The following is an 11,864-nucleotide window of genomic DNA, read 5'->3' on the forward strand; positions in this document are numbered from 1 at the left end:
ACAAGATAAATGAGCGAATATTCGCCGACAGGAAGGTAGATAGATATGGCTGAAGAAAAAGCCTTAAATGATCAAATGGTCGCCCGCCGTCAAAAGATGAAGGCGCTAGTTGACGATTTGAACATTGATCCATTTGGACATCGTTTTGACCGAGACGCTTTGGCAGCGGACCTCCATGAACAATACGATGGGAAAACACAAGAAGAGTTAGAAGCAAACCCAGTTGAGGTGATTATTGCTGGCCGGATGGTCGCCAAGCGTGGCGCTGGGAAAGTTATCTTTGCTGATGTCCGTGACCGCTCAGGTGAAATTCAGGTTTATGCTCGCCGTGATGACTTGGGGGATAACTACCCAATCATTAAGCGCGCCGATTTGGGTGACTTCTTAGGAATTAAGGGTCAGATGATGAAGACTGAGGCCGGTGAATTAACCATCTTGGTAACCCACTTAACTCATTTGTCAAAGGCCTTGCGCCCAATGCCTGATAAGTTTCATGGTATTTCAGACGTGGAAACGCGTTACCGTAAACGTTATCTTGATTTGATTGCCAATAAGGATTCTTTGACTCGGTTCCAAAACCGCTCAAAGATCGTTTCAGCTATCCGGGCCTTTATGGATGGTCATGATTTCTTAGAAGTCGAAACACCTATCTTGCAAACGCAAGCTGGTGGTGCCGCCGCTAAGCCGTTTATTACTCACCACAACGCCTTGAATATTGATATGTACATGCGAATTGCAACTGAATTGTATTTGAAGCGTTTGGTTGTTGGGGGAATGGAACGGGTCTATGAAATCGGTCGGATTTTCCGTAATGAGGGAATGGATCCAAAGCACAACCCAGAATTTACGACCTTGGAATCATATGGCGCCTATTGGGATTTCACAGACGTAATGGACGAAACAGAAGGCATCTTCCGTGCTGCTGCTAAGGTTGTCCATCCTGATTTGCAAGTGAACTATCAAGGCACTGCCATTGATTTGTCAAAGCCATTTGCTCGTAAGCATATGGTTGACTTGATCAAGGAAAAGACTGGTGTTGATTTCTGGCCAGAAATGACGGTTGAGGAAGCTCGCCAATTAGCGGACGAACATCATGTCAAGTATGAACAGTACTGGCAGGTTGGTCACATTATCAATGAATTCTTTGATAATTTTGTTGAAGATACTTTGGAACAGCCGACTTTCGTCTATGGTCACCCAGTTGAAGTGTCGCCATTGGCAAAGAAGAATGCAGATGATTCACGCTTTACAGATCGATTTGAGCTGTATATCGTTGGTTCTGAATTTGCTAATGCCTTTACCGAATTGAACGATCCAATCGATCAGCGAGCACGTTTTGAAGCTCAAGCAGCCGAACGTGATAACGGTAATGATGAAGCCGAAGGGATTGATGAAGACTTCTTAGAGGCTTTGGAGTACGGTATGCCACCTACCGGTGGCTTGGGAATTGGAATTGACCGTTTAGTCATGCTGCTAACGGATGCCGCTTCCATTCGTGATGTCGTGTTGTTTCCAACGATGCGGCCAGAATAACTTTTTATTTTGCTAATAAATAGTTGACACGCTTGGCTTGATTTTGTATACTTATATAGTTGAGCCAAGCGCTTTATTCCGACTTAGCTCAGTTGGTAGAGCACCTGACTGTTAATCAGGTTGTCGCCGGTTCGAGCCCGGCAGTCGGAGTATAAAAAAGATCAGACAGAAATGTCTGGTCTTTTTTTGTCGCAATGGCTTCTAACTTTAGCGGTAAAAATTCAACATTTGTCTTCTACAAGGACGAATAAAAAGGATCAAGACGAAGGCTAAGAAGTAATACCAGCAAAAATTGTATTAACTTGCCCACGAATATGGACAGAGGGAGCGGTTAATTTCATATTTTGCGATAATTTTCTATGAGAGGGATAATAATTGTCCTTGTTGACTAAGGCCAATGGCGCTATACTAGTTGTTAGTGTTTTGCCAATCGTGGCAAAAACGGAGAAATAATTTGCGTCTGTGAGCGCTAATTTTGAAAGGAAGTAAAATTAATATGGCAGATGTTTCCCCTATGCAGAACACAGAGGTTTTGCATCACAAGCATTTTTCTAAAAATCAGAAGTTAACGCTATGGTCGACAACGGCTGGTTTTGGACTTGAGAATATGGATGTCATGTTCATTTCCTTTGCTTTATCTTCAATCATCGCATCTTTGCACATTAGCAATTTTGCGGGTGGGTTGATTGCCACAATTTTTTCAATTGGAACGTTGGTCGGTGGCTTGAGCTTTGGAATGTTGGCTGATCAATTTGGTCGTGCACGGATTTTTACGAGTACATTGGTCATTGTCGCATTGGCAACAGCCGGAATGTACTTTGCCCATAATATTTGGATTTTATATGCGTTACGCTTTATTGTTGGTGCAGGAACCGGTGCCGAATATAGTGCCGGCGTGACAATGGTGGCCGAAGCATTTACGGGAAAGAAAATCGGGCGTTTGATGTCCATCGTGCAAATTGGTGGACAAGGTGGGTCAATCTTGGCTGCCTTTGCAGCGGCAGTAATCATTCCTCGTTGGGGCTGGAATGCTTTGTTCTTAGTCGGCCTTTTGCCGGTTGCGTTTGCATTTTTGATTCGAATCCACCTGAAGGACAGTCAAGAATTTGAGCAAGCCAAAGAACAGCGACGGGCCAATCAGCAAGAAACAATCCGCGTCCCCCTTTTAGCAGTTTTTCAAACGCCGGCGATGGCTCTGCAAACAATCGGACTGATTTTGATGATGATGGTTCAAACAGGTGGTTACTACGGCCTAATGAACTGGTTGCCTAAGATTATGCAAAAGCAATTAGGTCTCTCCATTTCGTCATCTTCAATGTGGATGATTGCTACCATTGTCGGCATGTCTTTGGGCATGTATGCCTTTGGTTTCATTTTAGATTACTTTGGTCCACGGTGGGCCTTTGGCATTTTCTTGGTTGTTGCAGCCGCTTCCGTTTATTTGATTCCAATGGCCAATAACGCTTGGTCATTACTATTGATTATGATGATGGTGGGCTTTTTCTCTAATGGTATGTATGGTGGTTACGGTGTTGTTGTTTCCCGATTGTATGGGATTGATGTCCGTGTGACCGCTAATTCTGTTGTTTCATGTGTTGGAAAACTCTTTGGCGGCTTCTTTCCAGCCTTGATTGGTTTGATGATGGATAAGACATCACTTTCAGTGGTCATGGTGTTCTTCTCAGCCATTTATCTTTTTTCTTTCTTGATTATGCTACTGATTCCAGCATTAGGTAAGAAAACTCAATTTTAATAATGAATACAGCAAAAAACCAGGTAAAATCTGGCAAATTATTCCATCAGTTCAAGACGTTAGGGAGTGATTCGCAGGTTAACCTGGTTTTTTTAGTATTAAACAATTATTTAATCACGGCGAAACCACCAGTCCAAGCAATTTGCTTGGTAACAGCTAAGGTCATTTGCAAGAAACCAATTGATTCTAATTCACGGGCGCGACGCAAAGCTCCGGCATCAACAACGTCAAGGTCGCTTCCCTGAAAGGCTTTTTGCAACAATTCCTTGCTGTCCTTGTTATCACCAGCAGTCAAAACTTCAACAGGGTTATTGCCAACTTTACCAGATACGATGTTGGCCGCAAAGATGGTATTAAAGGCTTTTAAGACGTGACTGTCTGGTAAATCAGCTTGTAATTGGGCAGTTGCTGAAGAGTCGGCTGGAACGTCCAAGCTGTCAAAAGTTTTAAAATTAACAGGGTTGGTAGTTTCAACAATTGTTTTGCCGGCAAATTTTTGTTGGTATTCTTTGGCAATGCTTGTCAATGCGCTGTAAGGAACAGCCAAAATAACTAAATCAGCAACCGTGTCTACCTTATGTTCTGTTGTCACGTAGTCGACTTGGTTGCCGGCTTTTTCTAATTGAGCGCCAACGGCTGAACCGATATTTCCTTTACCAAAAACAGTAACATTCATGTGCAGTCTCCTTTTCAATCTAATGATGCCTACATTGTAAGACGGCACTGTGTCAGTGTCAAAGTTCGGCCGTGGATAGTGGGGTCGGTCTCGGCTGATTTTCTAAAAAGTTAATAAAATAATGTATGAAAATGATTGACAGTCCCCGCTGCAAATGGCATAATATAATAGTTGTTTTAAACGACAAGTCATTCCGACTTAGCTCAGTTGGTAGAGCACCTGACTGTTAATCAGGTTGTCGCCGGTTCGAGCCCGGCAGTCGGAGTTATGCCGATGTAGCTCAGTTGGTAGAGCACGGGTATCGTAAACCTGGGGTCGAAGGTTCAAATCCTTTCGTCGGCATCATGAATAAAAGCTTGAAAGCTAACAGTGGGAGCAACCTGCTGTTAGCTTTTTCTTTGTTCCTTACCTTGCTTATAGCTGTTAATTTTTGTATTCTAAAACCATTATGTAAAAGGATTAACCTGCTTGAAAAGACCGGAGCTAAGGCTTTTACTGAGATAGGGGAGGAATTAGATTGATGTGGCAAATTAAAACTTTTAATGAACTCAGCAATCGTGAAATTTGGGCGATGTACCGTGCCAGGATGGCCGTTTTTGTTGTTGACCAGCACATTGAGTACCAAGACGTTGATGAGCAGGATCTAACGGCCCTGCATGTCTTCTATGAAGAAGATGACGAATTGTTGGCTTACGCCCGCGTTTTCCAAAAAAGCGATGACACAGTAACCTTTGGCCGGGTACTGACCGTCAAGAAGGCCCGTGGTAAAGGCCTTGGCAAAGCCCTGGTTCAACAATTAATGGATGTGATTGCTTCCCGCTTTGTTCAAGACAAAATTGAAATTGAGGCTCAACAGCATGCAATTGGCCTTTATGAGCGGTTTGGCTTTGAGGCATATGGCGATACTTTTTTGGAAGTTGGCGTCCCGCATCAGATGATGGCTAAAAAAATCAGAAAAAGTCAAAAAAGATCTGAATGAATTCTACACATAATCAGTATTAATACTACAAGGGCACGTTAACTTTAGGTTGGGTGGTCTCGAACTGATGCGAGCCTAAAATTAACTCGCAAGCGGGAATTTTGGACCATTTCAAAGAAAAAGCACTCAAACAGTTAAGTTTGAGTGCTTTTATATTAGTTGCTACCAAATGGTTATAAACACTGGTATAGCAGTGTTTCATTATGCGGCTGGCGGGAGTCGAACCCGCACGTCCTAAAGCGGACACAGGATCCTTAATCCTGCGCGTCTGCCAATTCCGCCACAGCCGCATGTATTAATACAACTATCAAATTTTACCTAGAATTGTTATTCTTGTCAAGCGCTGATCTTCTTTCTTCTTTTTATTCGGTTTTAATAGTAATTTTTGTTAAAATAGACATTGATTGGAGAATACCTATGAAGTTATTTAATTGGTCGAACAAAAAAGACCAGCAAGACAAAGAAATCCAAACGCAGGTTGATTTCCTGCAGGCTGAAAACGATCAGCTCTTGGACCAAGTTGAGTCCTTAAAGCTCGACATAAGTGAAGCACGTAGTGAAAACGAGCATTTGAAGGAAGCTTTGAATCGGTCAACCTTTCGTCAGGGGTTAATTAAAATGACCATTGGCATGGCCACTTTAATTGTCTCTTATGCGCTTTTGGTTTTGGTTGGAGAGCGCAATACCAACTTGCCCTGGCTATTGTTGATTGAGGCTGTCTTCTTGTTCTTGATGCTGAATCGAGGAGAAAGTAAATGAGTGCGCAGGACCGGCAACCATTTGTCGTAGCCAATTGGAAAATTAACATGATGCCGGACCAGGTTGCTCCCTATCTGGATACTGTTTTACCCGCTTTGACAGGTGAGAAGGAAGTTGAAGTTGGCATCGCCGCGCAAGACCTGTATTTAAGCCAGATGTTGCAGGCTGCAAAGGGAACTCCGCTAGCAATTGTTGGTGAAAATTCTCATTGGGAAGATGATGGTGCTTTTACTGGTGAAACGTCACCAAAAGCTTTGGCAGCACTTGGCGTTGAATACGTTTTAATTGGACATTTTGAACGACGAAAGTTTTTTAATGAAACGGATGAGACGGTGAACTTAAAAGCGTTAGCAGCGCTGCGCAATGGTTTAAAACCGATTGTCGATTTAGATGAAGACTTGTCGGTTTACGGCCACCTGGTGCCTGAAAAGGTTATCTTAAAGCAGTTACAGGCAGCTCTTGATGGGGTTACGGCAGCCGCAATGGCGCAAGTAACGATTGCTTATGAACCAACATGGGCAATTGGTTCTGGGTCTGCAGCATCGGCTGATCAGGCTCAAGAAGCAGCTGCTTTAATTCGACAAAGCTTAGCTAATTTATACAATCGAGACTTGGCTAATACCATTCGCATTCTGTATGGTGGCTCAGTGACGCCGAAAAATGCACCTGCTTTTTTATGCCAGCAAGACATCGACGGGATCCTGGTCGGTAAGGCCGCCTTGGATCCCAGACAGTTTTTGACCCTGGTGGACCAGGCGAAAAAGTAAAATTAGTTCTCAGACAAATCTGCCAAACCGTTGGCTAAGCTAGAAAGAACCCATTTTTCCTGTTCATTTTACCTGGTAAGGGTGTTATAATTTAGTTGGTTTTATAAATATTAACCACAGACAAAAGGAGAGCATAAAATATGTCTTTGATTTCAGATATCATCGCACGTGAAGTTCTTGATTCACGTGGAAACCCAACAGTCGAAGCTGAAGTTATCACTGAAGTTGGTGGATTTGGCCGCGGAATCGTGCCATCTGGTGCATCAACTGGTGAACACGAAGCTGTCGAATTGCGTGACGGTGACAAGAACCGTTTCGGTGGCAAGGGTACGACTAAGGCCGTTGCTAACGTTAATGATGTAATCGCTAAGGCTTTGGTTGGTAAGTTTGACGTAACTGACCAACGTGCCATCGACCAAGCCATGATTGACTTGGATGGTACTCCTAACAAGGGTAAGTTGGGTGCCAACGCTATCTTGGCCGTTTCAATCGCAGCAGCCCGTGCTGCTGCTGATGAATTGGGTGTTCCTTTGTTCTCATACATTGGTGGCATGAACTCTTACGTTTTGCCTACACCAATGATGAACGTTATCAACGGTGGTGCTCACTCAGATAACAAGGTTGACTTCCAAGAATTCATGATCATGCCTGTTGGTGCTCCTTCAATCAAGGAAGCCATCCGTTATGGTTCAGAAACTTTCCACGAATTGAAGAAGTTGTTGGCCGCTGATGGCAAGGCTACTTCAGTTGGTGATGAAGGTGGATTTGCCCCTGACTTCGCTAACAACGAAGAACCATTGCAATACTTGATTAAAGCGATTGAAGCTGCTGGTTACAAGCCTGGTAAGGACATCGCCATTGCTGTCGATGTTGCCTCATCAGAATTGTGGGATGCTGACAAGTCAAAGTATGTTTTGCGCTGGTCAACAAAGGAAGAATTCTCAACTCCTGATTTCATCAAGTACTTGGAAGACTTGGCTGACCGTTACCCAATCATTTCAATCGAAGATCCTATCGATGAAAACAACTGGGATGACTGGGCTGAAATCACGAAGGAGCTTGGCAAGAAGGTTCAATTGGTTGGTGACGACTTCTTCGTTACCAACACTGAATACTTGGCTAAGGGAATCCGTATGGGTGCTGCCAACTCAATTTTGATCAAGGTTAACCAAATCGGTACTCTGTCAGAAACAATGGATGCCATCGAAATGGCTAAGGAAGCTGGTTACACGGCGATTGTTTCACACCGTTCAGGTGAAACTGAAGACACTACGATTGCTGACTTGGTTGTTGCTACTAACGCCGGTCAGATCAAGACAGGTTCAATGTCACGTACTGACCGTATCGCCAAGTACAACCAATTGATCCGTATCGAAGAATTGCTTGCTAATACTGCTAAGTATAAGGGTGTTCACGCATTCTACAACTTGTCAGCTGACGCACGCGAAGCAATCCAAGCTAAGTAAATAAATTTTTAACGAAAAACGCCTTGTGGGGCGTTTTTTTGTGTTTTCTTTCGTATAATATGGGAAAAGATTATTCAGATAAAAATTGCTTTGTCAAAGAGGGGGATGCATGGTAACACGTTGTCGTTGGGCTGTAAATTATAAAGAGGGAACACCAATGGTTACCTACCATGATCGTGAGTTTGGTCACCCCGTGCGAGATGATGATCAACTTTTATTCGAGTTGCTGACATTGGAACTTTTTCAATCAGGCTTGAGTTGGCGAACGGTCTTAAGTAAGCGAAAAAATTTTAAGGTTGCTTTTGCTAACTTTGATATTAACCAGGTGGCCCAATTTGATCAACAAGATGTTGAGCGACTGCTCTTTGATGCTGGTATTATCCGTAATCGGCTAAAAATTGAAGCAACAATTAATAATGCTCAACAAATTCGAAGGCTCCATCATCGGGGTGAGACATTTTCTGATTTGGTTTGGCAGCAGACCAATGGTCAAATACTCGATATTGGTGTTAACCAGGAGGAAAAGCCGGCCAGTCGCAATACACTTTCTGAAAACTTTAGTAAGCGGCTGAAAAAAATCGGCTTTAAGTTTCTGGGACCAGTGACTGTTGAATCATTTTTGCAGGCTGTTGGTGTTGAAAATGCACATGATTTAGAATGTGACTTTCGTTAATATTGAAGAATCAACAAGAAAAAGCACCTGCATTCAATTAAGAATGCGAGGTGCTTTTTGTGTGAAGTACTGCGAAACTACTCCATCGTCGTTATAAACATTGATAGATCAGCACTGTTTATGCGCGATCCGGGAGTCGAACCCGGATTGCAAGAACCGGAATCTTACGTGCTATCCATTACACTAACCGCGCGAACTAGATTATTATAACCTACTTTGCGGGAATTTCCAAGTATGTTTCACCGATTTTCTGAAAAGAAACCCGGCCGGCAAAGCGGTTTTTCAGTTCTTCCTCAAAGGCTTTTACCTGATCCGGTGCAACCGCTACTTGGTGGTGGACGGCGGTGTCGAAATCAGTGGCAAAGACTGGGTAATCTTCTTGCTTCAACCAATAAGTCAGTTGATCATTATTTTGGTAATCAATATCAATTTGAATTTTTTCGCGCCAAAGGCGTTCAACCAAACCGGCCTCATCTAACCCTTGGGCAACGGTTCCGGCATAGGCTCGGATTAACCCACCCGCGCCAAGCTTAATTCCTCCGAAGTAGCGGGTAATAATGGCCAAAATATTGTGAACCTGACGTTTCTGCAAGACTTCAAGCATCGGAACCCCAGCAGTCCCAGAAGGCTCACCGTTGTCCGAATAGCGCTTAATTTCATCGTTGTCCCCAATGACATAGGCAAAGACATTGTGAGTTGCCTTGTGGTGTTTTTTGGAAATCTGGTCGATGTAGGTCTGTGCCTGTTCTTCAGATTCGATGCGAAAGAAAGAAACGATAAAGTCTGATTTTTTGATTGTTTGTTGCCAGGAATAATCATTCTCAGCGAGTAGGTAAAAAGGCTCCATAGCTCGTATTATAACATGACTAAATTTAGAAGGTAGGTAGAAAAATGAATGTCGAGAACCTTTATGGCCGCTTGGTAACTTGGCCCAAAGAAATTGATCCACCAGTACCTTGTCAAATTCTACCGGCCTTTAAGAAAGGGGTCTGTCAGCGTTGTGGGCAAAAAGAACGAGCGAGACTTGCCGGCAGTGGTTTTTACTGCTTAAAGTGCCTGAACATGGGACGGGTTTCGACTAATGACTGCCTGCTCACAATTCCGGAGCCTAATCTCTTTCAAGCTAAAGGTCACCTTAGATGGGATGGTCGGCTGACTGATCAGCAAGAGCGGGTTAGCCGAGATTTGATGGCGAGCTATGCTAAGCGAGAAAATCGGTTAATCTGGGCGGTCACCGGTGCTGGTAAAACGGAGATGCTGTTTCCATTAATTGACCATGCATTGCAGAGACAAGGACGGGTTGCCATTTTAACGCCGAGGGTCGATGTTGTCCTTGAACTAGCGCCACGATTAGAGCAGGCTTTTGATTGTCCAATTCAAGTTCTCTACGGTCAACATGGTAGCCGGTACCGTTATAGCCAGCTGGTTTTAGCGACGACTCATCAGGCGTTACGTTTTTATCGTGCTTTTGACTTATTAATTATCGATGAGGTTGACGCTTTTCCTTTCCGGGGTGATGGTGCATTAGCTTATGCCGTTTTACGGGCACAAAAAAATCAAGCGAGTGTTGTTTATTTGACGGCGACACCAACGGCTGTGTTGAAACGCTTAGTCAAGCAGAAACAATTAGCTCAGTCCTATTTGCCACAGCGTTTCCATCGCGGCCTGTTACCGCAAATTCAGGTTCGCCGGATTGGCAATTGGCGTAAGCAACCACCAAAAAAACTATTAAAGGCGGTTCAATTCTGGATTGGTCAGCAGAACCCCTTTTTGGTTTTCGTGCCACGAGTTAATGATTTAGCGCGAGTATTTGACTACCTACAACGTTTTCGGACAATTAATGGGGCAACGGTCCATGCAGCTGATCCTGATCGTGCTGAAAAAGTTCGCGATTTGCGGTCAGGAGTCTACCGTTATTTAATCACGACGACGATTTTAGAGCGCGGGGTGACGCTACCGGCCTTGGAAGTAGTGATTTTGGGGGCGGATGATGCTGTTTTTTCAACAGCAGCGCTCGTCCAGATTGCCGGACGGGTGGGACGGTCTCAAGAGCACCCCGATGGTCTGGTTTTAGCACTCGTGCAGGAGCCGACTTTCAAATTACGGGCAGCTCGCCAGCAAATTGCTGATTTGAACAGTCGAGTAAAACAGATGGGCGCCATACCAACAGATAGCCAGGAGGATGAGATTTGAATTGTTTACTCTGCCAAGAAGGTTTTCAACCAGTAGTCACAATGGGCCAGCTGGTCTTTAATCGAAAGCAAGCCAAGCAGTTGTTGTGCCCGAGATGTTTAAATTGTTTTGTTCGTTTAAAGGGAACGTTGTGTGGTGGATGCGGCCGTCAATTGGTCCATCGAATCCCAGTCGAGGGGACACAACTGATTTGTCCAGATTGCCAGTTCTGGCAAAGTCAGGGTTACCGCCTACTTGGACATCGAGCCTTGTATGCTTACGATGGGCAATTAAAGGAATACATGTCCCGCTACAAGTTTATGGGGGATTATCGACTGGGCCTCGTGTTTCAAAAGGAATTGCGGCAAATGATTCGACGCCTGGTAAAAGAACGGCAAATCGACCTAGTTATCCCCATCCCGGTAAGTAAGAAGCGGCTTTTGCAGCGGGGGTTCAACCAAGTCGAGCCATGGCTTGTGCGTTCTGCCAAAGCAGTTTTGGAGGTGGCTAATCATAATAAGGTTGACCAATCTAGTTTGGATCGAGCAAAACGGCTCAAGACACCCCAGCCATTTGCCATTGCCGACAATCAAGCTGCATTAGTGGTGGGGACGAAAATCTTGGTTGTTGATGACATTTATACGACTGGACGGACACTTTATCATGCAGCCGACTGCCTTTATCAGGCTGGGGCTCGCTTTGTGTCATCAGCTTCGTTAGCTCGTTAAGTCGAATAGAAAAAAATTTTTGCCTATGAGCATTTTGGCATAGTGAGAATCTGTGTGAGGAAAGCTTTGTTACATTGCTGGTTTGTCCTTTCTGTTATAAAATAAAACGAATAAAAGGAGAACTTTCATGCCACCACTTTTGACTTTGACCACAACGATTGCCGCCATCTATTTTGTCTTTTACCTGCTTCGTCCGATTGATTTTGGCAAGTTACTACCAAAAAATCCTTTGCAGGCGGCCGTGCTCAAAGTAGTTGTTGCAACCAGCCTCGGATTTTTGCTGGCGACGGCACTAGTGTCGCTTTTAAATTCAGCCTTACAACTACCAGGAACTCTCCTAAAAGATTTCTAAGAGATG

Annotated in this window: 12 protein-coding genes and 5 tRNA genes; 13 read left to right on the forward strand and 4 right to left on the reverse strand. The window is 44.1% G+C overall.

What is annotated here, in order from left to right; genetic code table 11:
• Window positions 1-45: 45 nt before the first annotated feature.
• The 3 genes from lysS (at window position 46) to ACSYSR_RS04360 (ending at window position 3,286) form a co-directional block, all read left to right on the forward strand.
• Complete coding sequence (gene lysS / locus ACSYSR_RS04350; protein ID WP_489816038.1) at window positions 46-1,533, forward strand: lysine--tRNA ligase; 1,488 nt, start codon at window positions 46-48, stop codon at window positions 1,531-1,533.
• A gap of 77 nt (window positions 1,534-1,610) precedes the next feature.
• Window positions 1,611-1,683: transfer RNA gene (locus ACSYSR_RS04355), tRNA-Asn, on the forward strand.
• Window positions 1,684-2,029: 346 nt separating this feature from the next.
• Window positions 2,030-3,286, forward strand: a complete 1,257-nt coding sequence (locus ACSYSR_RS04360; RefSeq protein WP_489816037.1) for an MFS transporter — start codon at window positions 2,030-2,032, stop codon at window positions 3,284-3,286.
• 106 nt (window positions 3,287-3,392) lie between these two features.
• On the opposite strand, the gene ACSYSR_RS04365 is transcribed toward ACSYSR_RS04360, so the two are convergent.
• Window positions 3,393-3,962, reverse strand: a complete 570-nt coding sequence (locus ACSYSR_RS04365) for an NADPH-dependent F420 reductase (RefSeq protein ID WP_252773514.1) — start codon at window positions 3,960-3,962, stop codon at window positions 3,393-3,395.
• Window positions 3,963-4,154: 192 nt separating this feature from the next.
• Here ACSYSR_RS04365 and ACSYSR_RS04370 point away from each other — a divergent pair.
• From ACSYSR_RS04370 to ACSYSR_RS04380, 3 genes are all read left to right on the forward strand, one after another.
• A tRNA-Asn gene (locus ACSYSR_RS04370) sits at window positions 4,155-4,227 on the forward strand.
• A gap of 4 nt (window positions 4,228-4,231) precedes the next feature.
• Window positions 4,232-4,304, forward strand: a tRNA-Thr gene (locus ACSYSR_RS04375).
• 178 nt (window positions 4,305-4,482) lie between these two features.
• Window positions 4,483-4,941, forward strand: a complete 459-nt coding sequence (locus ACSYSR_RS04380) for a GNAT family N-acetyltransferase (protein WP_489816036.1) — start codon at window positions 4,483-4,485, stop codon at window positions 4,939-4,941.
• Window positions 4,942-5,145: 204 nt separating this feature from the next.
• Here ACSYSR_RS04380 and ACSYSR_RS04385 read toward each other — a convergent pair.
• Window positions 5,146-5,231 (reverse strand) — tRNA-Leu (locus ACSYSR_RS04385).
• 127 nt (window positions 5,232-5,358) lie between these two features.
• Here ACSYSR_RS04385 and ACSYSR_RS04390 point away from each other — a divergent pair.
• The 4 genes from ACSYSR_RS04390 (at window position 5,359) to ACSYSR_RS04405 (ending at window position 8,606) form a co-directional block, all read left to right on the forward strand.
• Window positions 5,359-5,700, forward strand: coding sequence for a bZIP transcription factor (locus ACSYSR_RS04390; RefSeq protein ID WP_252773516.1), 342 nt, complete (start codon window positions 5,359-5,361; stop codon window positions 5,698-5,700).
• On the forward strand, window positions 5,697-6,467 hold the full coding sequence (gene tpiA, locus ACSYSR_RS04395; RefSeq protein WP_489816035.1) for a triose-phosphate isomerase: 771 nt from the start codon (window positions 5,697-5,699) through the stop codon (window positions 6,465-6,467). The genes ACSYSR_RS04390 and tpiA overlap by 4 nt, the downstream gene beginning before the upstream one ends.
• Window positions 6,468-6,607: 140 nt before the next feature.
• A complete protein-coding gene (gene eno / locus ACSYSR_RS04400; protein ID WP_047974695.1) occupies window positions 6,608-7,933 on the forward strand; it encodes a phosphopyruvate hydratase in 1,326 nt (441 codons plus the stop codon).
• Window positions 7,934-8,042: 109 nt separating this feature from the next.
• On the forward strand, window positions 8,043-8,606 hold the full coding sequence (locus ACSYSR_RS04405) for a DNA-3-methyladenine glycosylase I (protein WP_489816034.1): 564 nt from the start codon (window positions 8,043-8,045) through the stop codon (window positions 8,604-8,606).
• A 121-nt stretch (window positions 8,607-8,727) separates the two neighbouring features.
• Here ACSYSR_RS04405 and ACSYSR_RS04410 read toward each other — a convergent pair.
• Window positions 8,728-8,799 (reverse strand) — tRNA-Arg (locus ACSYSR_RS04410).
• Window positions 8,800-8,817: 18 nt separating this feature from the next.
• Complete coding sequence (locus ACSYSR_RS04415; RefSeq protein WP_489816033.1) at window positions 8,818-9,453, reverse strand: YigZ family protein; 636 nt, start codon at window positions 9,451-9,453, stop codon at window positions 8,818-8,820.
• A gap of 215 nt (window positions 9,454-9,668) precedes the next feature.
• On the opposite strand from ACSYSR_RS04415, the gene ACSYSR_RS04420 reads away from it, so the two are divergent.
• From ACSYSR_RS04420 to ACSYSR_RS04430, 3 genes are all read left to right on the forward strand, one after another.
• The gene (locus tag ACSYSR_RS04420) at window positions 9,669-10,799 is read left to right on the forward strand and encodes a helicase-related protein (RefSeq protein WP_489816032.1); all 1,131 of its coding nucleotides are present in this window, start codon (window positions 9,669-9,671) and stop codon (window positions 10,797-10,799) included.
• On the forward strand, window positions 10,796-11,506 hold the full coding sequence (locus ACSYSR_RS04425) for a ComF family protein (protein WP_489816031.1): 711 nt from the start codon (window positions 10,796-10,798) through the stop codon (window positions 11,504-11,506). The genes ACSYSR_RS04420 and ACSYSR_RS04425 overlap by 4 nt, the downstream gene beginning before the upstream one ends.
• Before the next feature lie 127 nt (window positions 11,507-11,633).
• Window positions 11,634-11,858, forward strand: coding sequence for a DUF1146 family protein (locus tag ACSYSR_RS04430; RefSeq protein ID WP_252773523.1), 225 nt, complete (start codon window positions 11,634-11,636; stop codon window positions 11,856-11,858).
• Window positions 11,859-11,864 lie beyond the last annotated feature (6 nt).

It is taken from the genome of Fructobacillus sp. ESL1096 (assembly GCF_058511985.1).